The 26,268-nt window shown below is 62.2% G+C and carries 22 protein-coding genes and 1 pseudogene; 10 read left to right on the top strand and 13 right to left on the bottom strand.

Translation table 11 applies throughout. The annotated features are described in order from the left end of the window. The first annotated feature begins 178 nt into the window (after nucleotides 1-178). Nucleotides 179-2,110, top strand: a complete 1,932-nt coding sequence (locus J3L12_RS14580) for a DNA topoisomerase subunit B (RefSeq protein ID WP_347708913.1) — start codon at nucleotides 179-181, stop codon at nucleotides 2,108-2,110. Here the strand turns inward: J3L12_RS14580 and J3L12_RS14575 are convergent. From J3L12_RS14575 to nikB, 4 genes are all read right to left on the bottom strand, one after another. Beyond that, nucleotides 2,107-3,795: a M23 family metallopeptidase gene (locus J3L12_RS14575; protein ID WP_208015780.1), complete on the bottom strand. Its 1,689-nt coding sequence runs from the start codon at nucleotides 3,793-3,795 to the stop codon at nucleotides 2,107-2,109. The two genes, J3L12_RS14580 and J3L12_RS14575, sit on opposite strands and share 4 nt — an antisense overlap. 95 nt (nucleotides 3,796-3,890) lie before the next feature. Continuing rightward, a complete protein-coding gene (locus J3L12_RS14570; protein WP_208015779.1) occupies nucleotides 3,891-5,408 on the bottom strand; it encodes an ABC transporter substrate-binding protein in 1,518 nt (505 codons plus the stop codon). 54 nt (nucleotides 5,409-5,462) lie between these two features. Continuing rightward, nucleotides 5,463-6,329, bottom strand: a complete 867-nt coding sequence (locus J3L12_RS14565; RefSeq protein WP_208015778.1) for an ABC transporter permease — start codon at nucleotides 6,327-6,329, stop codon at nucleotides 5,463-5,465. A gap of 119 nt (nucleotides 6,330-6,448) precedes the next feature. Next, nucleotides 6,449-7,399 (bottom strand): nickel ABC transporter permease, encoded by a 951-nt coding sequence (gene nikB / locus J3L12_RS14560; protein ID WP_208015777.1) that lies wholly within the window; start codon nucleotides 7,397-7,399, stop codon nucleotides 6,449-6,451. Between the two features lie 106 nt (nucleotides 7,400-7,505). Here nikB and J3L12_RS14555 point away from each other — a divergent pair, with 106 nt between their 5' ends. The 7 genes from J3L12_RS14555 (at nucleotide 7,506) to J3L12_RS14525 (ending at nucleotide 15,706) form a co-directional block, all read left to right on the top strand. Next, entirely contained in the window at nucleotides 7,506-7,940 is a 435-nt protein-coding gene (locus J3L12_RS14555) for a DUF6636 domain-containing protein (RefSeq protein ID WP_208015776.1), read from the top strand. Between the two features lie 118 nt (nucleotides 7,941-8,058). Continuing rightward, nucleotides 8,059-10,335, top strand: coding sequence for a tetratricopeptide repeat protein (locus J3L12_RS14550; RefSeq protein ID WP_208015775.1), 2,277 nt, complete (start codon nucleotides 8,059-8,061; stop codon nucleotides 10,333-10,335). Between the two features lie 72 nt (nucleotides 10,336-10,407). Further along, nucleotides 10,408-10,599, top strand: a complete 192-nt coding sequence (locus J3L12_RS14545) for a hypothetical protein (protein WP_208015774.1) — start codon at nucleotides 10,408-10,410, stop codon at nucleotides 10,597-10,599. Then, nucleotides 10,569-12,791, top strand: a complete 2,223-nt coding sequence (locus tag J3L12_RS14540; RefSeq protein ID WP_243455276.1) for a hypothetical protein — start codon at nucleotides 10,569-10,571, stop codon at nucleotides 12,789-12,791. The genes J3L12_RS14545 and J3L12_RS14540 overlap by 31 nt, the downstream gene beginning before the upstream one ends. A gap of 9 nt (nucleotides 12,792-12,800) precedes the next feature. Then, nucleotides 12,801-14,396 (top strand): hypothetical protein, encoded by a 1,596-nt coding sequence (locus J3L12_RS14535; RefSeq protein ID WP_208015773.1) that lies wholly within the window; start codon nucleotides 12,801-12,803, stop codon nucleotides 14,394-14,396. 223 nt (nucleotides 14,397-14,619) lie between these two features. Next, on the top strand, nucleotides 14,620-14,985 hold the full coding sequence (locus tag J3L12_RS14530; RefSeq protein WP_347708912.1) for a DUF2200 domain-containing protein: 366 nt from the start codon (nucleotides 14,620-14,622) through the stop codon (nucleotides 14,983-14,985). Between the two features lie 82 nt (nucleotides 14,986-15,067). Beyond that, nucleotides 15,068-15,706, top strand: coding sequence for a dihydrofolate reductase family protein (locus tag J3L12_RS14525; protein ID WP_208015772.1), 639 nt, complete (start codon nucleotides 15,068-15,070; stop codon nucleotides 15,704-15,706). A 7-nt stretch (nucleotides 15,707-15,713) separates the two neighbouring features. On the opposite strand, the gene J3L12_RS14520 is transcribed toward J3L12_RS14525, so the two are convergent. The 4 genes from J3L12_RS14520 to J3L12_RS14505 all read right to left on the bottom strand — a co-directional run bounded on the left by J3L12_RS14520 (nucleotide 15,714) and on the right by J3L12_RS14505 (nucleotide 20,318). Continuing rightward, nucleotides 15,714-16,523: a carbohydrate ABC transporter permease gene (locus J3L12_RS14520; RefSeq protein ID WP_208015783.1), complete on the bottom strand. Its 810-nt coding sequence runs from the start codon at nucleotides 16,521-16,523 to the stop codon at nucleotides 15,714-15,716. Continuing rightward, nucleotides 16,523-17,647 carry a sugar ABC transporter permease gene (locus J3L12_RS14515; protein ID WP_208015771.1) on the bottom strand — a complete coding sequence of 375 codons (1,125 nt, stop codon included), beginning with the start codon at nucleotides 17,645-17,647 and terminating at the stop codon, nucleotides 16,523-16,525. The genes J3L12_RS14520 and J3L12_RS14515 overlap by 1 nt, the downstream gene beginning before the upstream one ends. Nucleotides 17,648-17,857: 210 nt before the next feature. Further along, entirely contained in the window at nucleotides 17,858-19,096 is a 1,239-nt protein-coding gene (locus J3L12_RS14510) for an ABC transporter substrate-binding protein (RefSeq protein ID WP_208015770.1), read from the bottom strand. Nucleotide 19,097: 1 nt separating this feature from the next. Next, nucleotides 19,098-20,318: an ROK family transcriptional regulator gene (locus J3L12_RS14505; protein WP_208015769.1), complete on the bottom strand. Its 1,221-nt coding sequence runs from the start codon at nucleotides 20,316-20,318 to the stop codon at nucleotides 19,098-19,100. A 91-nt stretch (nucleotides 20,319-20,409) separates the two neighbouring features. Between J3L12_RS14505 and J3L12_RS14500 the strand changes: the two genes are divergently transcribed. Beyond that, nucleotides 20,410-20,883: an ATP-binding protein gene (locus J3L12_RS14500; protein ID WP_347708911.1), complete on the top strand. Its 474-nt coding sequence runs from the start codon at nucleotides 20,410-20,412 to the stop codon at nucleotides 20,881-20,883. Here J3L12_RS14500 and J3L12_RS14495 read toward each other — a convergent pair. The 5 genes from J3L12_RS14495 to J3L12_RS14475 are packed head-to-tail and all read right to left on the bottom strand — an operon-like array spanning nucleotide 20,880 to nucleotide 25,828. Continuing rightward, the gene (locus J3L12_RS14495) at nucleotides 20,880-22,556 is read right to left on the bottom strand and encodes a hypothetical protein (protein WP_208015768.1); all 1,677 of its coding nucleotides are present in this window, start codon (nucleotides 22,554-22,556) and stop codon (nucleotides 20,880-20,882) included. The genes J3L12_RS14500 and J3L12_RS14495 overlap by 4 nt on opposite strands. Before the next feature lie 40 nt (nucleotides 22,557-22,596). Continuing rightward, entirely contained in the window at nucleotides 22,597-23,319 is a 723-nt protein-coding gene (locus J3L12_RS14490) for an ABC transporter permease (RefSeq protein ID WP_208015767.1), read from the bottom strand. After that, nucleotides 23,312-24,274 (bottom strand): ABC transporter ATP-binding protein, encoded by a 963-nt coding sequence (locus tag J3L12_RS14485; protein WP_208015766.1) that lies wholly within the window; start codon nucleotides 24,272-24,274, stop codon nucleotides 23,312-23,314. The genes J3L12_RS14490 and J3L12_RS14485 overlap by 8 nt, the downstream gene beginning before the upstream one ends. Before the next feature lies 1 nt (nucleotide 24,275). Then, nucleotides 24,276-25,463, bottom strand: coding sequence for a putative peptide maturation dehydrogenase (locus tag J3L12_RS14480; protein ID WP_208015765.1), 1,188 nt, complete (start codon nucleotides 25,461-25,463; stop codon nucleotides 24,276-24,278). A gap of 29 nt (nucleotides 25,464-25,492) precedes the next feature. Continuing rightward, on the bottom strand, nucleotides 25,493-25,828 hold the full coding sequence (locus J3L12_RS14475; protein WP_208015764.1) for an NHLP-related RiPP peptide: 336 nt from the start codon (nucleotides 25,826-25,828) through the stop codon (nucleotides 25,493-25,495). A gap of 127 nt (nucleotides 25,829-25,955) precedes the next feature. Between J3L12_RS14475 and J3L12_RS14470 the strand changes: the two are divergent. Next, nucleotides 25,956-26,268: pseudogene (locus J3L12_RS14470) on the top strand (hypothetical protein); the annotation flags it as partial.

The raw sequence follows: 26,268 nt of genomic DNA, 5'->3' as shown, positions 1-26,268 counted from the left end.
GATCAGCAGCAGGTCTTGCCAGCGATGATGGGTTTTCAAGTACTCGCGGGAATCGGGTATCTGGGCTAGATACGGCAACGGACTGGGGATGGAGACAGCTTTCATATGTGATTATGATAAAAGCCTGGGCCTTAGTTGAGATTATTATGTAAATAGCGAAATGTGTTATACTAACGAAGTGAGTACTGAAGTCACTGCCAACTACGACGCATCTGCAATTAAGGTTCTAAAAGGCTTAGAAGGGGTTCGCCACCGCCCTGCCATGTACATTGGCGGCACCCAGGCCGACGGCTACCATCACCTCTTCAAGGAGATTCTGGACAACGCTGTAGACGAAGCCCTGGCGGGGTTCGCTAGCGAAATTGTTACCACCCTCCATTCCGATGGTTCGATTACGGTAGAGGACAATGGGCGCGGAATTCCAGTAGACATCATGCCGGAGGAGCAAAAGCCTGCGGTAGAGGTCATTTACACCGTTTTGCACGCAGGTGGCAAGTTCGAAGAGGGCGCTTATAAGGTTTCGGGTGGCCTGCACGGGGTGGGGGCTAGCGTGGTCAATGCCCTGGCCGAGTACACCCGTGTGGAGGTCTTTCGCGATGGTAAGCACTACCTGATCGAGTTCAGTCGGGGGGATGTCACCAAACCCTTGCATGTGCTGGGCGATGCCCCTAAGGGTAAGCGCGGCACCCGCGTTACTTTTTTGCCCGACCCGCAAATTTTCGGGAGCGAACAGAAGTTTGAAGCCAGCCGACTGCGGGTGCGGCTGCGCGAGGTCTCCTTCCTGGTAGCCGGCCTCAAGCTGGTTTTCAAAGACGAAATTCACCAGAAGGAAGAGGTCTTCTTCGATAAGGGTGGGGTGGGCTCCTTTGCCAAGTACCGCGCCGACGGCGAGGAACTGCTCTACGACAAGCCGGTTTTGTTGCAGGGCCAGGTCGAAACCGTTGGGGTAGAGGTGGGTCTGGTACACACCAAGGGGTATAGCGTCAACCTGGTCAGCTTTGCCAACATGATTCCGACGGTGGATGGTGGCACCCATGTTTCGGGCTTCAAAACGGCCTACACCCGTGCCATCAACACTTACGCCAAAAAAGCCGGGCTGGTAAAGGATTTGGAGCCCACCGGCGATGACCTTTTAGAGGGTCTTTCCTGCGTCATTTCGGTCAAGATTCCCCAGCCGCAGTTCGAGGGCCAGACCAAGGGCAAGCTTCTGAACCCCGAAGCGGGTACGGCGGTCAGCAAGGTGGTTTACGAGAAGTTTTCTGAGTACCTCGAGGAGAACCCCCGCATTGCCAAGCTCATTTACGAGAAAGCCCAGCGTGCAGCCCAGGCCCGTGAGGCCGCCCGCAAGGCCCGTGAGCTGGTTCGCCGCGCCAACCCCCTCGAGTCCGACGACCTGCCGGGTAAGCTGGCCGACTGTCAGTCCGAAGACCCTGCCGAAGCCGAACTCTTCATTGTAGAGGGGGACTCGGCGGGGGGCAGCGCCAAGAGTGGCCGTGACCGCCGCTTCCAGGCCATTCTGCCTTTGCGCGGGAAAATTCTGAACGTGGAGAAAGCAGGCCTCAACAAAGCCCTCAAAAACGCCGAAGTGCGGGCCATGGTCGCAGCCATTGGCGCAGGCATTGGCGGCAAGGACAACGAAGAGGCCCACTTCAACATTGAAGACCTGCGCTACCACAAGATCATCATCATGACCGATGCCGACGTGGACGGCTCCCACATCCGCACCCTGCTGCTCACCTTCTTCTACCGCTACATGCGTCCCATCATCGAGCAGGGTTATCTCTATGTGGCCCAGCCCCCGCTGTATGGCCTGCGGGTGGGCAAGAGCAAGAATATCGAGTACATCTTCGACGATGAAGCGCTTAAGAAAGCCCTGGCCAGCATTGGCGACAAGCCCTACGAAATCCAGCGCTTCAAGGGCCTGGGTGAGATGAACGCCGAGCAGCTCTGGGAGACCACCATGGATCCCGCCCGGCGGGTGCTCAAGAAGGTGGACATGAAGGATGCTTCCTACGCAGCCCAGATTTTCGATGACCTGATGGGCTCCGACGTGCAGCCCCGCCGTGAGTTCATCGAGGAGAACGCCCGTTTCGCGCAGATTGAAGTTTAGGGCAGCTCGAGCGCCCACAGGTTGCGATCCTGGCTGCTCAAAAAAACCACCCTTTGCCCATCGGGCGAGACCTGCCACTGGTCGTTCAGCACCTTTGCACCCAGGTCGGCCAGCAGGCGGGCGGTGTTGTTTTGCAGGTCGTACTCAAAGAGGCGGTGGGTGGGCTGTCCCAAGACCAGGGGAATGTAGACCAGCCGTTGGCTATCCCGCCAGCGGTAGGAGCCAAACCAGCTCAGTTTGCGCTGTTCGCCCTTGCGGGAGACGGCAAAAAGACCATTGCGCTCTGAGCGGTCGAAGGCCACGTAGTAGACCACCCAGCGCCCATCGGGGCTGGGGAGGATGCTGCGCATACCCATGGCGCGGGCTAGGATGCGGCGCTCCCCGGTGGGGAGGTGAAGGGTCTCGAGGTTCCGAAGGGCCTCCTGTGGGGCGCGTTTGCCCGTGAGCAAGAGGGTTTCCTCGTCCAGCCAGCCCGTGAGCCCGCCGCCATACACCGTGGCCACGCGCTGGGGCACTCCCCCCAACAAGGCGACCCAGACCTCCGAGCGACGCCGGTCAAAGTTGCCCTCGGGCTGGGTGGTGTTCCAGGCCAGCCGCTGGCTGCTGGGCGACCAGGCCACGTTGCCGCCCTCGGTCTCGAGGTAAAAGCGTTGCCCATCCGACAATTGCTCGATCAGACTGGGCCTTCCGGGCAGCAGGGCATGGGTAAAGCGGGGGTTGTAATGGGCAACGGGCAGCAGGGGTTTGGGGGGGCCAGGCTCCAGTGCCGAAACCCCATACAGTGCAGCGGGGCTTTGGGGGTTTGGCTTGTCGAGAAAGAGCACCGTACGGGAGTCCGGGCTCCAGAGGGGGCTCACGCAGCAGCCGCCAGAGGTCAGGCGGCGGGGGGTAGAGGTGCGGGTGAACTCCAGCCGTGTTGCACTGGAAAACAGGGCCAGACCGGGTAAACCGGCAAAACGGTTTGCCAAAGCATTGAGCGCCGGTTTACTGCTCTGTGTTGCCGGCCAGGCTCGAGCGTAGTTGTTGAGCAGGGGGCCGCCGCGCCGGGCTTGCGGCTGCTGGTCGGGGTACTGCCAGCGGCGGGGGTCGTCCAGGTCGCGCTGAAAACCCCTCGAGAACCCCCCCACCAAAGTGAGCGTCTCCCAGTCGGCAGCGATGTAGGGAATCGGGTTGAAAAAGCGTTGGTGGGAGCTGTCGCGGATTTCTAAGTGCAGGTGGGGAGCGGCGGTGCAACTGAACTGCGAATCGCCTACCTTGCCCACTACCTGCCCGCGCCGTACCCTGGTGCCCACCCGCAGTGGAGGGCGCTCGAGCAGATGCCCATAAAGGCTGGCCAGCCCATTGCCGTGGTCAATCACCAGGTTGTGCGGAGGGGAGCCGTGCGGCCCATCTACCTCCACCACCACCCCATCCCCAATGGCTACCACAGGGGTGCCACAACGGGCCGAGAAGTCCAGGCCGAAGTGAATGCCCTGCCCCGCGCGGTAGGCACTGGTACGTTGCCGATACGCGCCGGTGGTATTGCCGTAAAGCTGCCCCAGAAGCCAGCTATCAGGGCCCGGTGGCCCTTGCAGCGGCAGGCCAAACTGACGTGCTGGAGGCGCAATTTTGTCATCAGGCAGGGGCGTGGCGAAGTGGGCCAGGGCCACGCCCAGCCAGAGCAACGCGAAAGCCAGCAGGCGCATGACCCGATTATCCCTGGGGGATTGCATAGCAAATGTGGCGTGAGTGGCGCAAAAAAAGAGCGAACCAGATGGTTCGCCCTTGTGCCAGGAAGTGGCTACTGTAGCCAGGTGTAGCGGAAGGCCAGGTAGCTGGTGTTGGGGAAGTGCAGGAAGCCCTGTACCCGGCGGTTCATGGCCTCGTACTGGGCTGAGTGGAACAGGAAGGCCATGGGGCTGTCCTGCAGCACAATCTCCTGCACCTGGGTGTAGATGCGCTGCCGCTCGGACTGGCTGGCTGTGCGGCGGCCCTGCTCCAGAAGCTGGGTGACGCGGTCGTTTTTGTACTTGGACAGGTTCAGGGCCGAGGAGGGATGGAAGGTGTTGAAGAGGTAGTCGTCGGGGTCGGCCTGGCCCGAGGTGCCCAGCAGGGTCACATCAAACTCGCTGCGCAGGGCTTTGGGCAGGTAGACGTTCCAGTCCTCGGCCTGGATGTTCACCCGGATGCCCACTTCGGCCAGGTTGTCGCGGATCACGTCGGCCGGGGTACGCAGGAAGTCGTAGGTGGAGGTAACGTAGAGGTTCATGGTGAAGCCGTTGGGGAAACCGGCTTCGGCCAGGAGCTGCTTGGCCTTGGCCACATCACGGGTGTTGTAGGGGCTGTTGGTGTAGGCGTAAGCCCCCGAGGGGATGGTGGTACCACGGGCCACAATACCGCCGGTGCCAAAGAGGGCCAGATCCACAATGGCCTTCTTGTCAATGGCATAGGCGATGGCCTGACGCACCTTGGGGTTGTTGTAGGGCTCACGGGTGGTGTTGAAGTAGAGGGCCCGGAAGTTGGCCGAAGGGCCGCCTACCACGGTCAGGTTGCGGTCGGCTCGGAGCACGTTTACATCGGCGGCGGTGACGTACTCGATCCAGTCCACCGCCCCGGCCCTGAGCGCGGTGGAGCGGGCGGCGGGGTCGGGGTAGTAGGTGTAGGTGATGCCATCCAGATAGGGCAGGGGGCGGCCCTGGTTGTCCTTTTGCCAGTACTTGTCCCACTTGCGCACTACCAGGCGGGTCTGGGGGATGTACTCCACAAAGCGGAAGGGGCCGGTGCCGATGACTGCTTTGTTGAGGTCGTTGTTGTTTTCCCTGGTTACCTTTTCCGAGACCACCACGTTGGTGCTGAAGGCCAGCTTGGCCAGCAGGGGGGTAAAGGGTTGGGAAAGAGTTATGACCACGGTGCTGTCGTTGGGCGCCGTGACCGAGCGCACCACCGCAAAGTCGTTGGCGCGGGGGCTCTTGGTGGCGGGGTCTTTGATGCGGTTGATGGAGAAGGCCACATCAGAAGCTTTGAGGGGGTCGCCGTTGTGGAAGGTCACGCCCGGGCGCAGGCGGAAGGTCCAGGTCAGGCCGTCCTGCGAGACCGACCAGGACTGGGCCAGACCGGGCACAATTCGACCCCGGCTGTCCAGCATGACCAGGGTGTCGTAGATGTTTTCCAGCACGTTGCGGCTGGCGGTGGCATTGGTGGTGTGGGGGTCGAGCCCCACCGGGTCGGTTTGCATACCGGCCCGCAAGATGCCGCCGTACTTCTGGGCCGAGGCAAACGCGACCAGGGCTACAACCAGCAGAACCAGGAACCTTTTCATTACGCCTCCTTTGACCGGTAAAAACCGATGAATAACCAGAACCATACCGCTTTGCTACCTTTGCCGCAAGCGGGGGTCGAGGGCGTCGCGCAGCCCGTCGCCCAGCAGGTTGAAACCCAGCACCATCAGCACGATGGCGGCACCGGGCACCAGCGAACCCCAGGGGGAGAGGGAGAGGAAGGCCCGGCCCTCTGAGACCATGGAGCCTAGGGCCGGAAAGGGCGGCTGGATACCCAGCCCCAGAAACGACAGCGCCGCTTCGGCCAGCACGGCGTAGGCGAAGCGCAGGGTAACCTCGACAATCAGCGGGGCGGCGGCGTTGGGCAGGATGGTGCGAAAAATCATCCGGCCATCCGAAGCTCCCATGGCCCGTCCGGCTTCCACGTACAGTTCTTCCCGTACAGTTAGCACGGCAGCCCGGGCGACCCGGATAAAAGGCCCCACAAACACCACCGAGATGGCCAGGACCAGGTTGATGAAACCGCCCCCCAGAAAAGCCAGAAAAGCGATGGCCAGCAGGATGGCTGGGTAGGCGATCAGAATATCGGCCAGGCGGGAGATGGTGAGGTCGAGCCAGCCCCGAAAATACCCGGCCAGCAGGCCCAGGGTTCCCCCTACCAGAAGCCCGGCCAGCACCGAGACTGCCGCCACCGAGAGCGAGAAACGGGCCCCGTAGAGCACCCTCGAGAGCAGATCGCGCCCGTACTGGTCGGTGCCCAGCCAGTGCTCTGCGGAGGGGCCCGAGAGGCGGTTGGGGGGGTCGAACTTGAGGGGATCCCAGGGGGCCATGATGGGGGCCAGCAGCGCTCCCAGCAAGACCATCAGGGTGATGATGCCGCCGATCACCGCCGAGCGGTTGCGCAGGAGGGACTTCCACACCAGGGCCCAGGTGGAGGGGCTGGCGGGGGCGGGTGTGGTCATGGACATCCTCCGGGGGGAGGGGAGACGAAGGGGGTGGGGGGCAGAGAGGTCATTGGGCAGGAGGAAAGCACATCCAGGGGGTCGCCAGACCTATCCTGGCAAGGTTGGGGCCTCGAGGTTTACTCATACCGAATCCTAGGGTCTATGAGCGAGTAGAGCAAGTCCACCAAAAGGTTGACCAGCACCGCCGCAGTGGCTACGAAGAGCACCGTACCCTGCACCACCGGGTAGTCACGCAGGTTGATGCCCTCGAGGGCAAAGCGCCCCACCCCCGGCAGGCTGAAGACCTGCTCGATGATGACCGCTCCGCCCAGCAAAGAGCCGAACTGGATGCCGATGACCGTGACCACCGGAATCAGGGCGTTGCGCAGGGCGTGGCGAAAGATCACCACCCGCTCCGAGAGTCCCTTGGCCCGGGCGGTGCGGATGTAGTCGCGCGAGAGTACCTCGAGCATCGAGCTGCGCAGGATGCGGGTGACGGCGCCGGCCAGAATCAGGCCCAGCGAAAGGGCCGGCAGAATCATGTGCCGGAAGTTTTGAGCGGGGTTTTCGGCCAGGGGTACAAAACCCGCCGGGGGCAGCCAGCCCAAAGCCAGCGCGAAGAGCAGAATCAGCAGCAGCGCCAGGAAAAACCCCGGCACCGAGAGGCCCAAAATGGCAAAGAGCGAGGCAAAGTAGTCCACCAAGCCCCCCCGCCGGATGGCCGCCAGCACCCCCAGGGGCACTGCAATCAGGAGGGCGGTGAGCAGACCCATCACGGTAAGCTGTAGCGTGACCGGAAAGCGCAGGGCCAGATCCTGGGCGACCTCGCGTCCGGTGCGCAGGCTGCTGCCAAAATCGCCCTGGACAACGGCCCCCAGCCACTGCCCGAACTGCACGTGCAGGGGCAGGTCGAGCCCGAACAGGCGGCGTAGCTCGGCCAGACGCTCGGGGGTGGTGTTGGCCTCGAGGCCCACCAGGCTCGTGACCACATCCCCCGGCACGGCCCGCATGAGCAAGAAGGTGATGATGGCCACCCCCAACAGGGTCGGGATGGCTGCGAGAAGACGATTGACCACATAGCCGACCATAAGAGTAGCCCGAGTATATCGCCTACCGGCGTTTTTGAGCCGAGGGTGGAGCAAATGACCGGGGGCTACTTCAGTGGTTTGCTAACCTTAGGCAGGGGGGAATCCTGTGCGAAAAACCCAACTGCTTTTTATGGTTGCTTTGAGCTTTCTGGCGCTTTCTCAGGCCCTGGCCCAGGGCTACTTTGAGCTGGGGGGCTTCAAAACCCCCTCGGGCAATATCTACTGCTTTGCCTATGTGGATCGGCTCACCCAGGAGGCGGTGCTGCGCTGCGACCTGCTCCAAAACCAGGCCCGCATTCCGGCCAGGCCCAAAGACTGCTCGCTGGACTGGGGCAACTTCTTTGGTCTGAGCGAGCGGGGCAGGCCCGAGCGGCTCTGCGTGGGGGACACCGTGGCCGACCCCAGGCTGCCGGTGCTGGCCTATGGCAAGGTCTGGAGCGAGGGCGGTTTTCGCTGCGACGTGACCCAGGCCCGGCTGCGCTGTATCAACAAAGACAAACGGGGCTTTGAGCTGTCCAGGAGTGCACAACGCCTTTTTTAGGCGCTCGAGTTTAGGCGTCGCCAACTAACATTTTTGACAGCCGCCGATACACTTCCCCCAGGAGTCCCAGATCGGGGAAAATGAGCCCATAAAGCATTAGAAGGGGTGAACTGAAGTCATGCTCCGCCTCAAGCTCCTGGGCTCGCCCGAGGCCCTCTGGCAGGGGGAAGTGCTCTCCCTCAAGGGCCGCCAATGGGCCTTGCTGGGGGTGCTGGCGCTGGGCAGGGGGCTCAGCCGGCGCGAGGTGGCCGAGCTGTTGTGGGATAAGAACCCGGCACAGAACCTGCGGCAGGCCCTCTACCTGCTGCGCCGGCTGCCAGGGGCCGGAATCTGGCTGCTCGACGGGGAGCGGCCCGCGCTTTATGCCGAGGTGGACTCGCTGGCGCCCACCCTCGAGGCCCTGCGCGCGCCGCTCTTGCCAGGTCTACCGGATGACCTGCCCCCTGCGTTTTGGGATTGGCTGGCCCTCGAGCGCCAAAGGCTGGAGGGGCTGCGCCGCGAGCGGCTCTGGCATGCCGCCCAGACTGAGCCGGAGCAAGCACTGGGGTACCTTTACGAGCTCATCCAGCTTGATCCCCTGCACGAGAGCGCGGTACGCGAGGCCATGCGCCTAGAGGCCCAGGCCGGGCGGGCGCAGACGGCCTGGCAGCTTTACGAGAACCTGCGCCAGGCCCTCCGGCAGGAGCTGGGGATAGAGCCCCTGGCGGCTACCCAGGCCCAGGCGGCCTTACTCCAGCACACCGCCCTGAGCCCACTGGCCCAACGCCTCTTGGAGGCTCGAAGCCTTTATGCCGAGGAGCTTCGCCCCGAGTTCTGGGCTACGGTGCTGGAAGAGGAGCCTTACGCGGTAGCGCGGGCGTGGGCTGAGCTCGAGGCCTCCCCACCCCCACCCGTTTTGCCCAAGCCTTTGCGCCGGCACCTATGCCGCCGGATTGCGCTGGCCCTGGAAGCGCAGGGGGGAGAACCCAGTGCCACGGCCCGCTACTGGTTGTGGGCCTTGGAGCTGGAGCGGGCCTACCCCCAGCTGCAAACGGCCGGGCGGCTGGCACTGCAGCAGGGAAAGCCGAACGAGGCCCGGCTGGCTTTCTTTAGGGTTCTCTGGACGGCCGATGAAGCGCCCTTGCAGCTCGAGGCCCTGCTGGGGCTGGCCCAGGTAGCAGAGCTGCAGGGTGACCTCGACTTGATGGAGGCCCTGGTGCAGAGGTTGGGCGAGCTGGCCCGGCGTCACCAGTGCGACCGAGCCTATTTTGAGCACCACCAGCGCAAAGCCGGGCTTCAGTTGCGGCAGGGCAGGCCCCAGGAGGCTGCCCTGGAGGCCCAGGAAGCCCTGGAGGTGGCCCGGCGACTGGCTGACGAGGAACGTATTGCCCTAGCCCGGCTCTCTTTGGGCGCCGCTCACCTGGTGGCCGGGGCCCTGGAGGAGGCCAGACCCCACCTGGAGGCCGCCGCACAAGCCCAAAGCCCCCAGACCCGGCTGCGGGCCCTGAGCAACCTGGGGGCGCTTTTCGGTTTACGCGGTGAGTACGAGGCTTCCGTGGGCTCTCTGGAAGAAGCCTTGACCCTGGCCCGGCGGGAGGGGCAGCTGGCCTTAGCAGGCAGCTTGTTGCAAAATCTAGCCGCTACGACCCTGCGCCTGGGCCACTACGCCAAAGCCACCAAGCGCTTTACCGAGGCCATCGAGCTTTCGCGTAGCTTGGGGGATGCCCGCACCGAGGCCACCAGCTACCGCAATCTGGGCTACCTTTACTTTTTGCAGGGGCAGTTCGGCCCGGCCTGGAATACCCTGGAGGAAGCCCTCGAGCTGGCCCGGCCCCTGGGCCCCGGTTTGCAGGCACAGGTCTTGTTGGTGCAGGTGGAGCTGCTGGGCTATCTGGCGGTCTACCCGGAGGCCGAGGGCCGGTTGGAAGAGGCTTTGGCGCTGGCCCAGGCGACCCAGGACAAGCGGCTGGTGTGGGCCTGCCACTACAACCGGGCTTTGCTGGGTTTTTGGCGCTGCCCGGAGGAAACCGCACCCATCGAGACCCTGCTGCCCAGCTTGCGCGAAGCCCGCCTGGGCGACCTCGTCGTAGGGGCTGAGTTCGACCTGCTGGCGCATGCCCACAAAGAAGAATTGCTCGAGTTCCTTCTTGCTCGCTGCCGGCCCCAGACCCCGGTGCAGCACCTGGCCTGGCGGATGGGAGAGCTGCGCCTCTCGCTTTGGCGGAGCAGCCCCGACCCCGAGCCCCTGGCCCAGACCCTGGCCCAGGAACTCTTGTGCCTGAGCGTGCCTGCCTACCGCTTGCTGAGCGAGGCCCACGCCCACCTGGGGCAACACCCCCAGGCCGCCGCAGCCCTGCGGAGGGCCCAAGAACTCCGGCAAAGCCAGCTAGAGGGGTTGCCTCGGCGGCTGCGCTAGGGTCGGTGTTGTTTTGGATAGCTGCACCTCCGCTTGACGCTCAATTGACGCCCCCCCTTGTACCCTGCAACCATGCCAGAGGGTCGCCAGGAACTGTGCTATGTGCTCCGCATCTGGAGCGATGGCGAGCAGCAATGGCGCTACAGTCTTGAACCCCTGCGCGGCGGAGGCCGGCAAGGCTTTGCCCGCATGGAAGACCTGGTGACGGCCCTCGAGCACGCAAAGGAGGAAGCATGCGCTACCCAAGCGGAATCGCAGCCCTAGCCCTGCTGCTCGCGGCCTGTGGGGGTGGTTCCCCCAGCCGGATTGAGCCCAGGATTGACCCCGATACCCGGGTGCTAAGCCCCCAGAGCCGGGCCTCTTTGTCTGGCTTCACCCTCCACAACGCCCCGGCCTGCCAGGACTACACCAACCAGAATCGGCCGCTTTGTCAGGCGACCCTGACCTTTAGCGCCGACAACCCCCAGCTCCAGGCCCTCGAGGTTGGACAGGTGTTGGTGAGCGAGCCCAGCCCAGCAGCCCCCTACGGCCTCTTGCAAAAAGTCAAGAGCATCAGCCGCGCAGGGAACACTGTAACGGTGCAGACTGAGGAGGCCGATATCGGCGAGGCCCTCGAGCAGGGCGAGGCCGAGTTCCAGAAGACCCTCACCCCCTCCGACCTGCAATCGGCCCAGGCCCTGGCCCAGAGCGTGCGCTTTGCCGGCGGCCTCACCTCCTACAGCGCCCAGGGTGGGGTCAGGCCCATGGCCACCCTGGACTTCAGCTTCGACGAGGTGCTCTACGACCAGGACAACAACCTTTCCACCACCCAGGATCAGGTGCGAGTCTCGGGTAAGGTGTTTTTTGACGTACAAAACGGTTTTAGTGCCGGGGTGAGCTGGAAAAAGGTCTTTGGGGTGCCCGCCTACCCCAACGGGGTCTACTTCAAGGCGGCCTACGGCATAAAGCAAAGTGCCGAGGTCAAGGTGAGCTCCGGGCTGGGCTACAGCATCAACAAAGAAAAAGAGCTGGCCAGCTTCAACTTTACCCCCATCACGGTGTTTGTGGGGCCGGTGCCGCTGGTATTTGTGCCTAGCCTGAAGATGGTGGTGAACGCCTCCGGGCAGGTGAGTGCGGGCCTCAGCTTTGGCGCCACCCAGAGCCTGAACGCCCAGGCCTGCCTGGAATACAAGGACGGCTTTAACAACTGCAGCAGCTTTGGTGAGAGCTTCAATGCCGGCCTGAGCGGGGCCAACGCTGGCGCTTCAGTGCGGGGGAGCCTTTTGGGCAAGGCCGATGTGCTGCTGTATGGCATTGTGGGGCCCTACGCCAAGCTGGGGGGCTACCTGGAGATGGACGCAGCAGTGCCGCGCAACCCCGTCTGGCGGCTTTCCGCCGGGGTAGAGGCCTACCTGGGCCTTCATCTGGGCATTGACCTGGGTGTGACCGAGTTCCGCCTGGACTACGACCTGAAGGTCTACGACAAAAATCTGGGCACCATTGCCCAGGCCACCCCTCAGCCGCCTAGCGTGACGCTTACGCAGGCAGGGCTTGGCTCGCCGCAACTCCTCAAGCCCTATAGCCTTTGCGCCACCGCCTACGATCCTCAGGATGGGCCCAAGGCAGTGAGCCTGAGCAGCAACGTGGAGGGCAGCCTGGGTAGTATCGCCGCCAACGCCACGCCCCCCTGCCTGACCTACACCTTCACCACCGAAGGCCCCCGCACCATCACTGCCAGCGCCAGCAACAGTGCGGGTCAGAGCAGCAGCGCCACCCTGAGCCTGAATGTGCAAGACCCTCCGCCCAGCGTCCAGATTCTCAACCCTAAGCCAAATCAGGGCTTCTATGTCGGGCAGACGGTGCTCTTGCAGGGGAGCTGGCTCGACCCCAGCCTTAGCACCCAGAACTGCGCCAGTGCGGTCTGGAAAAGTAATGTGGCCGCCGATACCCTGCCTTCCAATGCCTGCGGCACTCCTACCATTACCTTTGCCAGCAGCACGAGCCCCCGCACCCTGACCCTCGAGGTCAGCAACGCCCGCGGCAAGAAGGGGAGCGCCACGGTGAACGTCAGCGTAAGCCCGGCCCCCACCAACTACCCGCCCAATGCCCTCATCACCCAGCCCGCCGGGGTCAACCCCGAGATCGGCTACACCCAGATTGCCCTTAAGGGCTGGGTGCAGGACAACGAGAACCAGATGCTTACCTACACCTGGAAAATCCAGCGGCTGGACGGCAGCGGCAACCCCATCTCCGGCACGCAGCAGAACGTACCGGGCGGCTCGGGAAACATTAGCTTTACCAGCAGCGGCACCGACCTGCCCACGGTGATGATCGCCAACCTGACCTCGCTTTATGCCGGGGCTACCTGTGGGTTGCGCTTCCGACTTTTCCTCGAGGTCACCGACGGCAACGCCGGCCCCCCGGCCCGCCCGACGGTTGCTGCGCAGGACTTCCGGCTGCCGCCGTGCATTAACTAGGAGGTTCAGATGCGCTACCGGTTGCTCTCTTTGCTGCTGATTGCGGGTTGTGCGGGTGGAAACCCCACACCCCCACCCCCGCCCGTGGTAGGCGACTTTCAGATTGCCCTTTCTAACGGCACGCTCAACCTCGAGGCTGGTACTACCGGGAGCCTCGAGGTCACGCTGGAAAAAACCGGCGGCTTCAGCGCCGAGGTGCAGCTTTCGCTGGTGCGCGTTCCCAGCACCCTGGGCGTCAATGCCAGCTTCAGCCAGAACCCCATCCAGAGCAGCAGCACCCTGACCCTGAACCCCTCCAGCGGTCTAGCCCCAGGTGAGTACACCCTGCTGGTGCGAGCTACCGCCAATGTAAGCGGCCAGGTGCTCAAGCGTGAGCGCACCCTCAACTTGGGGGTTTCGGCCAGCAGCCAGATTAGCGTGAGCGGTCAGGCCAAAAACCGCTTTGGGCAGCCGCTGGCCAATGTGCCGGTCTGCCAGGGTAGCCGGTGTGTGAACACCGACGCCGAGGGCCGCTTCAGCCTGAGCGGGGTTCGCCCCCCCTACGACCTCACCGTGCGGCCTGCTGCTACCCAGGAGCACACCTTTTTGGGCCTGAGCCGGCCAGACCCTCTCTTGCTGCTCTTCACCAGCCAGGGCGGGGCCCCCGCCGAGCAAACCGCCAGCCTGAGCGGCACCCTACTGCCCCAGTCAGGGAGTGGCATTACTTTCCCCAACCCCTCTAACACCGGGGTGCAGGTGGTGTTTGGGGCGCCCCAGGCCAGGTTGACCCAGTTCGTGCCCCCCGGTTACAACCTGCAGGCCCTCTTTCCCGGCCAGGGCCCGGCCTATACCCTGAGCACAGCCTGGAACGGCACCGGAAGCGTGCAGGGCCGGGTGTATGCCCTGCAATGGCGGCATGCAGCCGGTGCGCCCGGCACCCCCGAGGCCTTTCTGGCCTACGGCAGCCGGGTGGTCTCGCTCGACCCTGGGGAGAGCGTCAGCCTGAATGTAGGGGTTGCGCCTATCAGTACCGGGGCCTTGAGCGTGAACCTGACCAACCCCAGCGGCCTGACCCTGCGCTCGAGGCAGCTTTATGTGAACCTCGAGGCCCGCTCACTCTTCCTGGTTGCCTCCAACAACGCGGAAAGCCCTCTAAACCTGTCCTGGGCCACCCCGGTGATTCCGGGCAAAACCCTCACCTTCGCCGCCTACGCCGACGCCCCTGATGGCCGCACCCTCAGCTTCCAGCAAAACGGCCTGGGGCCCAATGGCTTGATCAACCTCAACCTACCTGTAGCCCCCAACCCCTTGAGCCCCGGCCAAAACCAAAGCGGCCTTTCGCTCAATACCCCCTTGCAATGGTCGCGGCCGGCCACGAGCATCTGTCTCCTGTTCCTGAGCAGCGCAGGCCAGCCCACCCGCACCTTTTACACCGACCGCACCACGGTGGTTCCGGGGCTCGAGGCGAACCGTACCTACACCTGGGGTCTCACCTGCTACGGGCCTTTCGCTAACATAGATGCTTTTGCTACAGACTCTTGGCCCCTGGGTTACCCCGCCTTTGGCTGGGACACCACCTTTTTCTCGGCCACCACCCCAGCCCGTAGCTTCAGCACGGCCCCATAGGCTTTGCGCTAAGCCCTCGCTACGGCCCAGGCTGCGCTGGTCTAGGGCGCTTTCAGAAAATACCTCCGTGCAAAACGTGCGTTAACATCATCTGGGAAGCGGTTTGCTTTTTGTGAATCAAACGGCAGACTGTTCGTGCTCGGAGGGAGAAATACGGTTCTACTGGAGACTTACCGACGACTAGGATGACGATAGGGACGATGCAAACGTAAAGGAGAGATATGTGCGTAACCTCAAAAGTGCAGATGAGCGAATTCGCACGATGACGTTTGCGTCGGTGTACCCGCTTTACCTTGCTAAGGTAGAGAAGAAGGGCCGAACCAGGGCCGAGCTACACCAGGTGATTGCCTGGCTGACAGGCTACGGCGATGAAGAAATCCTGAAGCACCTCGAGGCCCGCTCGAGCCTCGAGGATTTTTTTGCCCAGGCCCGCCTGAACCCCAGCGCCCGTCTCATCACCGGCGTCATCTGCGGTTACCGGGTGGAGGAAATCCAGAACCCGCTTACCCAGCAGGTCAGGTACCTGGACAAGCTGGTGGATGAGCTGGCCAAGGGGTGGCCCCTGGAAAAAATATTCCGCTGCGCGTAGCGTTTTGCAGGGAGAGAGACCACAGGATGCAGACAACGACCCCCTGGTGTTAGGCTATCGAGGGAATCTCGAGAGGAAAATCATGAGCAAAGTATTCGTCAACATTGCCCTCAGCCTGGATGGCTACATGGCCCCCGAAGGCATGACCATGGAGAACTGGGACAGGCCCGAGTACAAGAACTGGGGTGCCAAGTGGGGTGCCCTGATGGGCTGGATTTTTAATCAGCAACACTTCCTCGAGAGTCTCAAGCTTGGCTCCGGGGGCGAAACCGGCCCCGTGAACGAGATGCTCCGCCATACCGCCGAACGCACCGGCGCTCACATCATGGGCAAGCGCATGTTCGACGGCGGCGAGCGGGGCTGGCCGGAGGAGGCCCCGTTTCACACGCCGGTATTTGTGCTCACCCACCAGCCCAGAGACCCCTGGGTGCGCCCTGGCGGCACTACCTTCTACTTTGTGAACGAGGGGCCCGAGCAAGCCCTGGTGCTGGCCAGAGAAGCCGCAGGTAGCCGGGACATCCGCATTTCCGGCGGCGCAAACGTAATCCAGCAGTACCTGAACCTGGGGGTGGTGGACGAGCTGGAGATTGCCCTGGCGCCGGTGTTGTTCGGCGGCGGGCGGCGGCTTTTTGAGAACCTGCAGGAGCCCCTCCCGCAGTTTCGCATAGACCGGGTTTTGCAGAGCCCTACCGCCACGCACGTGCGGTATGTACGTTTGTAAAGGTGGGCTACCCCTTCACCGACCCCGCCAACAGCCCCCGAATGAAATAGCGCCCCAGGAAAATGTAGACCAAAAGCGTGGGCAACGCGGCCAGCAGCGCCCCCGCCATGGGCAGGTTCCACTTTACCGCCTCGCCGCCCGCAAGCTGGGCCAGGGCTACCGTGATGGGCTGGTTGGCCGGGCTGCTTACCAGCGTCACGGCAAACAAAAACTCGTTCCAGATCTGGGTGAACTGCCAGATGATCACCACCACAAACCCCGGCACCGAGAGCGGGAACACGATGCGGCTGTAGATGCCAAAAAACCCCGCCCCATCAATGCGCCCGGCCTCGATCATCTCGTCGGGGATTTCGGCGTAATAGTTGCGGAAGATCAGGGTGGTGATGGGCAGCCCGTACACCACGTGTACCAGAATGAGGCCCCACAGCGTGCCACCCAGCCCAATCTCGCGCACAAACTGAAAGAGCGGTATCAGCACGGCCTGATAGGGGATGAACATGCCGAAGAGCATCAGGGGAAAAACGATGTTGGCCCCAGGGAATTTCCATTTGGCCAGCACGTAGCCGTTCAGCGAGCCCAGCATGGCCGAGAGCAGGGTAGCAATAACGGTCAGAAAAAAGCTGTTTTGCAGCTTGGGCAAAAAGGCGATCCAGGCCTGGGCAAAGCTCTCCCAGTACCAGACCTTCGGTAGTTGCCAGGTGCTGCTCAGGGTAATGGCCGAAGGTTCCTTGAGCGCGGTCACGATCACCAGGTAGACCGGCAGCAGGAAGAACAGCGTGGCCACAAAGAGCACCGCGTACTGAAGCACACGCCCAATCATCGCCGCACCTCGCTTTTAAGCTGGCTGTACAGGTAGGGCACAATCACGGCGGCTACCAGCAAGAGCAGAATCATCCCAATGGCCGCCCCCTTGGCAATCTGGTTGGCCCGGAAGGTGGTCAGGTACATGAGCAGGGCGGGTACGTCGGTAGGGGCGTTGTCGGCCCCGGCCATGGCGAAGATCAGGTCGAAAATTTTCAGGCTGATGTGGCCCAGAATAATCATGGCCGAGAGCGTGATGGGAGCCAGCAGCGGGAAGATGATGCGCTGATACAGCTGCCACTCCGAGGCGCCGTCTACTCGGGCGGCCTCCCGCAGTTCCTCGGGGATGCCGCGCAGCCCCGCCAGGTACAGGGCCATGGTGTAGCCCGACATCTGCCAGACGGCGGCCAGGATAATGCCTATAAAGGCCAGGTTGAAGCCGTGCAGCTCGTCGAAGGGCAGGGGTTGCAGGGTGCGGCCCAGGGTAAAGGCCCACAAGAGCAGCAAGGCCGCCGAGCCAGTGGCAATATAGCCCCGCCGCCGTTCACCGCCCCGGAAAGCCGCAATGGCGATAAACACCAGCACCACGCTCACTACCAGCGCGGTGATGAAGGGCAGATCGTTCCAGCTCACCTGCCAGATCTGCTCGCGGCTGGTGAGCCAGGCGAACTCGCCCTTGGGCAGCCCCACCAGGGTAGGAAGCTGGTTGACCCCACCCTGGGGCTGTAGCATCCAGCGCCAGATGGTGCCGGTCACGATGAACGACAGCGACATGGGGAACAAAAAGATGGTACGGAAAAACCCCTCCCCTTTGGGGCTTCGATCCAGCACAATGGCCAGCCCCAGTCCCACGCCCAGGCAGCCTAGAATGAAGAACACCGTGAAGAAGAAGGTGTTGACCAGATCCTGACGGAACCGCGCATCTACAAACCCGGTGAAAAGCTCGCGGTAGTTTTCAAAGCCGATGAAGCGAATCTGGGGGTTGGCCGAGAGGGCCTGGGCCGGGTCGCGGCCCCAGTCGGTGAGGGAGGTGTAAAAGGTCTGGAAGATAAAACCGTAGACGAAAATGCCCAGCAGTATCAGCGAGGGCAGGATGACCAGGAAGCCGTAGAGGGTATCTTTGTTTCTGAACCAGTTCATCTTTACCTCTTGGGGTGGCACCTCGCTAGATTAGATGGGCAGTTCTTTGTTTGTGTAGCAGCATGGTGGGTTATGTTGCCGGGGTTTTCCGAGCGGTGCAGATTCTTCGTCGGCTACGCCACCTCGGACGGATTGGATGCGCATTTCCAAGGGGCAGTTGTGCGAATAAAGACAGAGGGGCAGGTCAAGAGACCTGCCCCTTCAGATGAACTACTGGCCCAGACGAACCTGGGTGGCGATGGCCTGGGCTGCGTTGGACGCGGCCTGGGCGTTGCGGCCCGAGAGGTAGATTTCCATCACGGTGCCAAACTGGCTCATGAAGGACTCGGGGGCTACGGCCCCGTGCACCAGCGAGCCCACGATGCGGTTGTTGCGCCAGTCACGCATGGCCGATTGCAGGTAGGCGTTGTACTTGCTGGGGTCGGAGTCGGTGCGGGCGGCAATCGAACCCTTGAGCGGGTTGAAGGCGTCCTGGCCTTCCTTGGAGCCGACCAGCCGCAGCCAGTTGAGTACGTTGGTGCGGTTCTTCACGCCTTTGGGCAGGCCGAAGGAGTCGGAGAGCATCATGAATACGCCCGCCGTGCCGGGTGCCGGAGCCCAGCCGAAGCCTTCGCCGGGCTTCAGGCCTTTGGTGGTGGTCATGTAGCCGGCAGCCCAGTCACCCATGATGTTGAAGGCAGCCTGGCCTTCTAGAACCCGGTCTACCGCTTGCTGCCAGGAGAGGCCCGAGGCGTCTTTGTTAGCGCAGTCGAGTACCCGGCCAAAGGTGTTCCACACGGCTACTACTTTGGGGTCGTTGAAGCGCAGCTTGCCGTTCCAGAGGTTGGTGTAGTCGTTGGCACCCAGTACCCCCAGGGCCACCGACTCCCACAGGTGCTGCTGGGTCCAGTTCTCGCCCAGGGCCAGGGGAGCCTCGAGGCCCTTGCTCTTAAGGGTCTGGCAGACCGTCAGGAACTCGGCCCAGGTTTTGGGGGGTTGTACGCCCCACTCGCGCAGCTTGGCGGGTACGTACCACATCACGTTGGAACGATGGATGTTGACGGGTACGCTGTAAATCTTGCCCTTATAGGAGAGCAGATCTATGAGCCCTTTGGGGAAGCGGTTCATCCAGCCTTCCTGCTGGAACAAGGGGGTCAGGTCTTCCATTCGGTCGGCCACCACCCAGGTGCCGATGAGTTCTTGCCCGGCGTGTACCTGGAAGCTGTCGGGGGGGTCGCCGCCCAGCATGCGGGTCTTGAGGACGGCCCGGGCATTCACGCCGGAGCCGCCGGTCACGGTCGCGTTGATGACTTCCACGTTGGGGTAGCGCTTCTTGTACAGGTCAATCAGGGCTTGCAGGGCGGGGCCTTCATCGCCGGCCCACCAGGAGAAGATTTCCAGCTTCCCCGACTGGGCCAGGGCCAGCGAGCCAAGGGCTGCTGCGACCAGGGCTAAGAAGAATTTGCGCATATTATTTCCTCCACAAGGTTGGTGCGCCAATGGTTTGCCGAGTCCCCAGGGTGGAGATTGGCGGGCTCCAGTCCCTGGTTCCACCATTCGCTAGAAAGCGCTGCAACACCAGCGCTGCAGCGCCCATAGCCGGGGCTAGATGTCCGAACGCGCTGGGCCGCACGGGCAGCTCGGCGTGTTCGGGGATGAACGCTAGTTCCTTAAGCGTACTCCGTAGGGGCGCTTCGAGCCAAGCCCAGGCTTCAGCGCCGGGCCCTCCCAGCACCACTACGGCGGGGTCGAAGGCAACCGCCACGTTGGCAATAAAGTGACCCAACCGTTGGGCCAGGCGCTCGAGGGTTTGCAGGGCAAATGGGTCGCCTTCATCGGCCCGCTCGAGGATGCCCTGGAAGCCCTCGCTACGCCCGCTCTGGGCCTGGTAGTGGTTCACGGCGGATCGGAGGGACAGCTCACCCTCGACCACCGAGGTACTGCTGGGGTGGCGCTTTGGCCCAATCAGCCAGTGGCCCAACTCTCCCGCCGCGCCGGTACGTCCCCGGTAGACCTGCCCATCCACCACCAACCCCGTGCCCAGCCCGGTGGAGAGCATGATGTAGAGCAAAGGGCTGTGGTTCTCGCCCCAGAAGGTTTCGCCAAAGGCCGAAGCGTTGGCATCGTTGTCGAGGATGACCGGTAGCCCCAGGAGAGCCTCGAGGGTCTCGGCCGGGCGCTCGTTGCGCCAGCCCGGCCCCGAGTTGGGGGCATAGACCAGGGTTCGGTCTTGCTTGATGACCCCCGGTACCGCCAGCCCAATCCCCAGCAGCCGTTCAAAGTTTGGTACGTGCACCTGAACCTGTGCTGCCAGCTTGTGCAGGCGCTCGGGTAGGGAAGTGCTGGGGCTTTCTACCCACTCCCACTGCCCCTGGGTTTGGCTGTTCAGGTCGAGCAGAATGAGCGCGGTGTTCTCCACAGCTAGTTCGACTCCCAGGGCCATTGCGCCTTCAGAGTGGAATTCCAGCGACGTTCCAGGCCGCCCCAAACCGCTGGTCTGGAGCGTCCCTTCAAATAGCACCTGTTCATCCAGCAGTTCCTGAATGAGCGAGGAGACCGTGCTCTTGGTCAGGCCTACCACCCGGGCCAGCTCGGCCCGGCTCAGCGGCCCGTTCCGCCGTAAAGCCTCCAGAATCAAACGGCGATTTTGCCGTTTGATGGTTTGCTGATCCAGGGGGACAGAGCGAGCCACAGCACCTCGTTTGCAGTTCTGCCTTTTAGTAAGTTCAGCGAACAAACTATAAGTCCTCTTCCAGACTCCTGTCAATGGCCGTACCTCCTGCGTGGGACGGCTACGAATCACTGCATTTGCGGCTGGTTCAGCGACCCGGAGAAACCCTGTAGCTGTACCCCTACCCAGCACCCGCTACGTAGGCCGCATCTCCGGCCCCCTGCTGAACCGCTTCGATCTGGTGGTGGAGGTGCCAAGGCTCACCCTGGAGGAACTGGCCCGCGCTCCTGAGGGCGAACCCACCGCCCTGGTGCGGGAACGGGTGCTCCTGGCCCGGGAGCGGATGCAGTCCCGCCAGGGCAAACTGAACAGCGAACTCTTTGGTCGAACCCTTCGCCAGCACACCGCACTCTCCCCCTCCTCCGAGGCCCTGCCGCAAGCCACCACCCAGCGCCTGGCCCTTAGCGCAAGGAGCTACGACCGCATCCTGCGGGTGGCGCGTATCATCGCCGACCTCGCCGGGGCGGAGCACATCCAGGAAGCCCACCTGGCTGAGGCGCTGACGTATCGGCGGAGTCTCCACTAATCCGCACCGAGAAAACGTCGTAACCGCGCCTGCATAAGAGCTAGCCGGGGGTCGGCCTGGGGTAAGCGTTCTGAGGCCATCTGCCAGAGTACGGGGTCGTTTTCCTTCAGGGCCATCTCGTAGATCTGTTCAGGTGTGCCGTGTCGATCCAGGGCATGCACGACCAGGTTCCAGAGTTCTTCTCTTAGTTCTACCACCCCAGGGGCCTCGGAACCCGGCAGCAGGGGGCCTCCGTACAAGGCCAGCGCTTCGCTCAGGTTTCCCTGCAGTAATATCTCGCGCGCCTCGAGAAAATCTGCCCACACCGTTCCATCTAAGCGATATGGGTGGCTCAGCAGCGCGAGTTTTCGCCGCAAGCGCTGTATCTCGGCACGGGCTACCTCGGGTTTACCCGCGTCACCCCACACCCACAGGGCAAGCCTCTCAGCGTCGAGACCGCCGGGGTTCACCGCAAGGGCTGTGGTGATCTCCAAGTGTCTTGGACTGAGTTTGAGCCTTTGCGAATTCGCCCAGACAGTGGGGGTGCCCAGAAAGTGCAACCGCAGGCTGGGAACGGGTTGTAGCAGGGCAAAGACCTCCTGAAAATGATGTGCTGGCCCGGCTAAGAATGCGCGCCCGGCAGGACTCAGGCCCCCGAGCGTCTGCCTGGCCGACCGCAAAACCTCCTGCGCCCTTGCCTCCATGCCCAGACCGAGATAAGCCCGGGCCAGGTATAGCGCGGCCATAGCCGAACGAGGGGTATTGCGGCGTTGGGTGAGCCGCTCGAGCAGGCCATGCAGGGATGTAACCGCTTCCGAGGGGGCTACCAGCGCTGTGGGCATTAAATAAGCCAGGTCACCCAGATCGCGGAAAAAGTCCGCCGTGCCCTCGCTTAAAGTGTGCGCCTCCCGGCCAACCTGTAAAGCCTCCTCTAACCGCTCGAGCTCCAGCAAGGCCCGTACTTTCCGTACAATTATGGGCAGTCTTCTGGCCCGGACAGGGGCAAGCTTCCGCTCCAAGGTGGCGTAGGCCTGGAGCGCAGCTTCAGGGTTGCCTAGGGCCAGTAGAAAATCACCTTGTGCCAGGGCTGCATCCGGTTGTGCAAGGTCGATCGCCGGTAATGAAGGGAGCCTTCCGCTCAGGGCCTGGGCATACCCCCAGGCCAGCCACAAGGTGTTTTGCACCCCAGGGTGGCGCATGCCGATGTGTTTGGCGAGATCCAGACCCCACTCGGCCCAGGTTCTGGCCTGGGTATAAGCCCCCAGCCCCATCTGAAGCAGGGCCAGCGCGGCGGCCGCCTGAACCGAGCGGTGGGGCTGTCCGGCTTCCTCGGCGTGGCGCAGCGCTTCCTTAAGCCAACCCTCTGCTTCCTGGAAGCTGCGCAAGGCTGCAGTGGTGCCCAGTGCGTACGCAGTGAGAAAGCCGGGTTGCTCTTGGTAGGCCTGCTGGGCCATTTCCAGCGTCTCTGGAGACCATGCCCGCTGCCACCAAAGCAGGCTTTTGAGGGCCTGGAACTCGGGGGATGGGTGGGCAGAATGCAATAGCTGGGCCAGGGCGGGCTCATCCTCGAGCTCAATAGCGAACTCGAGGGCATAGCGCGCATAGAGCCCATCCGGCGAATAGCTCAGCCGCTCCAGGCACCAGTTCAGGCCCTCCCGATGCCGCCCGGCAGCCCACATGGCCTCGAGGTCCACATAGACATGGTAGGGCCTTGGGGGCTGTATCGGTTGAGTTCTAGAGCGGACGGGAGAGCCGCCAGCCCGCCAGGGCCAGACCCAGGCCACCCCATGCCAGCAAAGCGAGCAAGGGCATCAGCGGCAGCCCCTCGCCGCCGAGGGCCTGCCTTATCAGAACCGCCAGGCTCTGCAGGGGCAGCCAGGGGGTAATGGCCGAAACCCAGTCGGGCAGCCCACCGCGCTGGGCGGCTGCCGAGAGCAGAAACAGGGGCAGCAAGGTGGCGTTCACCAGATAGGATGCGGCCACGGCGGTTCTGACCAAACTGCCTACCACCAACCCCCAGCCCCCCAGGGCAAAGAACCCGGCCAGCAGGCCCGGCAGCAGCGCGAGCGCCCCGTTCATGGAAATGGATAGCCCCAGTGCTGCCGAGCCCACCACCAGCGTCAACCCCACGGCCAGCGCTCCAATGACCCCCGCGGCCAGCACCCATGCGGTGAGGTGGGTGAGCATGGGCAAGGGGGTACTGCGAAGGCGCTTGAGCAAGCCGTTTTCCCGCCCGGCGGCAATTCCCATGGCCAGACCCGCGTAGCCCGCCATGGCCAGGGCCAGTGCAGCCACCAGGGCTGCTGCGGTCAGCACGTTCAACCCTTCTTGCCGACTCCAGAACAAGAGCACCAGCACCGGAAAGGCAAAGGTGAAGAAAACCGCCGCCCGGTCGCGCAGGTAGATACGGGCTTGCCAGAGGGTTTCTCGGGTCAGCAGCGGAACGCTTCTAAACACGGACACCTCCTCGCAGCAAGGCCAGATAGGCTTCCTCCAGGGTGGGGCTCTGCACCCGAAGATCGGCTAGCTCGAGGCCGCTTTCCCTCAAGATCATCAGGTCATCTTCTGGCCGCAGGCTCTTCAACACAAGCCTTTCGCCTTCGGCAACCGCTCTTGAGGCCAACCCGGACGGCAGGTGCGCCACGGTTTTTTTGAAACTGATACGGTGGGGCAGGCCGGAGCGGGCGATCATGGCCTGAGGCGGCCCGTCGAAGAGCAGTTTTCCTTCCTTGAGGAGCAATACCCGCTGTCCCAGCCGCTCGGCTTCCTCGAGGGAGTGGGTGGTGAGGATGAAGGTGGTTCCGGTCTGGGCCAGGCCCTCGAGCAGACCCCAAATTCTTTGGCGGGCTTCTGGATCGAGGCTGGCGGTGGGTTCGTCCAGAAAGACCAGCCGGGGCCGCCCGATCAAGGCCACCGCCAGCTCCAGGCGCCGCCTTTCGCCGCCGCTCAGGTGCTGTACCCGGCGGGTTTGCTTGCCCTCGAGGCCGAGCTGCGCCAGGAGTTGTGCAGGGGGGATGGGGTTCGGGTAGTAACCGCTGAAGAGTTCCAGGGTCTCTCGAACGGTCAGCTCCGGGTACAGGCCCGGCTTTTCCTGAAACACAAACCCCATGTACTGCCGTTCTCTGGGAGAAAGACGCGTGGACTCCACCCCCAAGACCCGCACCCTTCCCGACGAAGGCTGCAGGAAGCCTCCCACGATCTCCAGGGCGGTGGTCTTGCCCGAGCCGTTGGGTCCTAGGAGTGTTACCCGCTCGCCAGGCTCCAAGCGAAAGGATACCCCCCTCAGGGCGTGGGTCGGGCCGTAGCTTTTCTCGAGGGAATCAACCTCTATGATTGAAGTACCCACCGCCAGACTGCTGCCTGAAAGCTCATTCTCAGCATGATGGATAGATGCAGCTTGTAAGGTACGCACCTTAAACCTCCTGGGCAGCAAACGGAACGAACTCCGGTCTGGCTTCAGGGTGCCGGGCGCCTACCGCAAACAAGGCCATGACACTTTGTTGAGCACCGTCCAGACCCAAATCTCGCTCTATGTCGGACGCATTAACAGCGGCCGTAAAGAATCCCCCGAGCTTCAAATAGGTGCACAGCAGGTAAAGGGTTTGCCCCAGGTGGCCAATGTCCATGGCCATCACCAAGTAGGTTCGGTCATTTCTACGATACTTCCAATGGTTTCGGTAAAAGCGTGTAGCAAGAATAATGACCGCCCCTGAGTTCAGGATGTAAGGCTGACCTGCAGCGTATTCAATGGTCTTTCTAGCAGCCGCCTCTTCAGACAGGCTCTTAAGTTTTTCCAAGCTATGGTGCTCTGAATTGTAGTGATAAAGTCCCGGTTGTAGCCCCTCAACCTTACGCACCAGCAAATAAGCTTCTGTAGGGTGCAATCCTCCGCCTGATGGGCTGGTTTTGTGCACAGCAGTATACACCGACTTGGCTGTGCCTTGAGGGGCAAAACCGAAGTAGAGCAGAGTGGAAATACTGCCTAACTGCAGGGCGGCTTCACGATCAAAGTAGCGTGTGGAGCAGCGTGCCAACAGTGTTGCGATAAACTCGGAGGACTCGTTTGTACTTGGTCGTGCAAGAGGAAAGCTATCCAGCGCATCCGGGTGGCTCCAGAATGGTGGGGGCGGAGGCTCGAGTTTGCGCCAAGCCTCTACACCTTCTGCCATTCTTCGCACGGCGAAGATGTACGGGTCTTTTTCATCGAGGCTGACAGGAGGAAAAAGTTGTACACCTTTCCACTTTGTTAAGAAGTGGTAGACAGCACTCCGGCAATGCCAAAGTTCTTGGTCGAGAATTTCCTCTCTCTTACGATGAGCGCAAGCCCAGTCCTCTTGAAGCTCTGTAATCAGCAGACCTGCTTTAGCCCAGCCAATCAACTCTTCTGAAAGGGGGACATCGGCCCAAGAGTAAGAGGACAAACTGTAAAGCTTGCAGAATTCTTCCAACGTAAGCAGAGTTTCTGCCTCAGCGAGCGCCGAGGCAGCAATGACTTTAGATTCATGTCTTAGATGGATTTCTCCCCGAAACAAGCCCTCTAGGTCTGGGTTTAGGCCCTCCGCGATGTAGTAAGCCACGTACTTTGAGCGCTTGACCTTCATAGAAACTGGGCCTTCTACGCAATCTGCGCTCAATTCAGCTTTTTATCCTCGCCCGTATCAGCCAAAAACACAAATACCCAGGCCGCCCAAGCGCTCCAACCGTCCCAGGCACTGAACTCCACAATACTGGTTGCGTGCTCGAGGGCAAAGTCATAACTTTGGAGGACGCGCCTTACGTCATCCTTTGAGGGAAGGGTTATGGGTGCAGAGTATGCAGCTGTTGGGGTGTTGTTACCCAGAACCTTCAGGTAATCAAGCGCCACTCTTGGGTTTTGTTGAAGGTCTTGTCTGAACGCATCATCCTCTGCCAGAAGAGTCAAAAACCTACGGACGTTCTGCACTCTTTGCATGGTCTCACTGACCATATGCATTCACCTTCGTAGGAAAAACCTAGCACCTTATGCATAGCAGCAACATAGCATTTTGAGAAATTCGTAACTAATCACTGGTGCTAGTTGAAAAGTAGCGGGAGAAAGGAATAGGGTCTGGTGTATGCGGCCAGACCCGAGATGCATTCTATCGCTGGAAGACGTTGCTTTGGTGATGTACGTTGGGGTAGACGATGCCCTGCGTTCGAAGGCTGAACAGCATGAACATCAACAAGCCAAGCTCAGCCTTAGTGAGTTGGTCACCATCGGGCTGATGTTCAGCCTCAAAGGCGGCTCATTCCGCCGGTTCTACCTGTGGCTGGTCGCCAACCTGGGTGACTGCTTCCCCCATCTACCTGAACGCACCCGTTTGCAGCGACGACTACTCCAGTACCAAGCTTTGGTCGTACATTTTCTGGCCGAACCCAGCTTGTTCT

This window comes from Meiothermus sp. CFH 77666 (assembly GCF_017497985.1).
Lineage (GTDB): Bacteria > Deinococcota > Deinococci > Deinococcales > Thermaceae > Meiothermus.
Note: the sequence above shows the minus strand (reverse complement) of the source record. Positions and strands in the feature narration are given on the sequence as shown.

Bases quoted from the DNA above. Each gene is read 5' to 3' on its own strand.
- J3L12_RS14575 (WP_208015780.1), bottom strand. From the start codon at position 3,795: ATGCGCCTGCTGGCTTTCGCGTTGCTCTGGCTGGGCGTGGCCCTGGCC.
- J3L12_RS14570 (WP_208015779.1), bottom strand. From the start codon at position 5,408: ATGAAAAGGTTCCTGGTTCTGCTGGTTGTAGCCCTGGTCGCGTTTGCC.
- J3L12_RS14565 (WP_208015778.1), bottom strand. From the start codon at position 6,329: ATGACCACACCCGCCCCCGCCAGCCCCTCCACCTGGGCCCTGGTGTGG.
- nikB (WP_208015777.1), bottom strand. From the start codon at position 7,399: ATGGTCGGCTATGTGGTCAATCGTCTTCTCGCAGCCATCCCGACCCTG.
- J3L12_RS14550 (WP_208015775.1), top strand. From the start codon at position 8,059: ATGCTCCGCCTCAAGCTCCTGGGCTCGCCCGAGGCCCTCTGGCAGGGG.
- J3L12_RS14545 (WP_208015774.1), top strand. From the start codon at position 10,408: ATGCCAGAGGGTCGCCAGGAACTGTGCTATGTGCTCCGCATCTGGAGC.
- J3L12_RS14540 (WP_243455276.1), top strand. From the start codon at position 10,569: ATGCGCTACCCAAGCGGAATCGCAGCCCTAGCCCTGCTGCTCGCGGCC.
- J3L12_RS14535 (WP_208015773.1), top strand. From the start codon at position 12,801: ATGCGCTACCGGTTGCTCTCTTTGCTGCTGATTGCGGGTTGTGCGGGT.
- J3L12_RS14525 (WP_208015772.1), top strand. From the start codon at position 15,068: ATGAGCAAAGTATTCGTCAACATTGCCCTCAGCCTGGATGGCTACATG.
- J3L12_RS14515 (WP_208015771.1), bottom strand. From the start codon at position 17,647: ATGAACTGGTTCAGAAACAAAGATACCCTCTACGGCTTCCTGGTCATC.
- J3L12_RS14510 (WP_208015770.1), bottom strand. From the start codon at position 19,096: ATGCGCAAATTCTTCTTAGCCCTGGTCGCAGCAGCCCTTGGCTCGCTG.
- J3L12_RS14480 (WP_208015765.1), bottom strand. From the start codon at position 25,463: ATGAAGGTCAAGCGCTCAAAGTACGTGGCTTACTACATCGCGGAGGGC.
- J3L12_RS14475 (WP_208015764.1), bottom strand. From the start codon at position 25,828: ATGGTCAGTGAGACCATGCAAAGAGTGCAGAACGTCCGTAGGTTTTTG.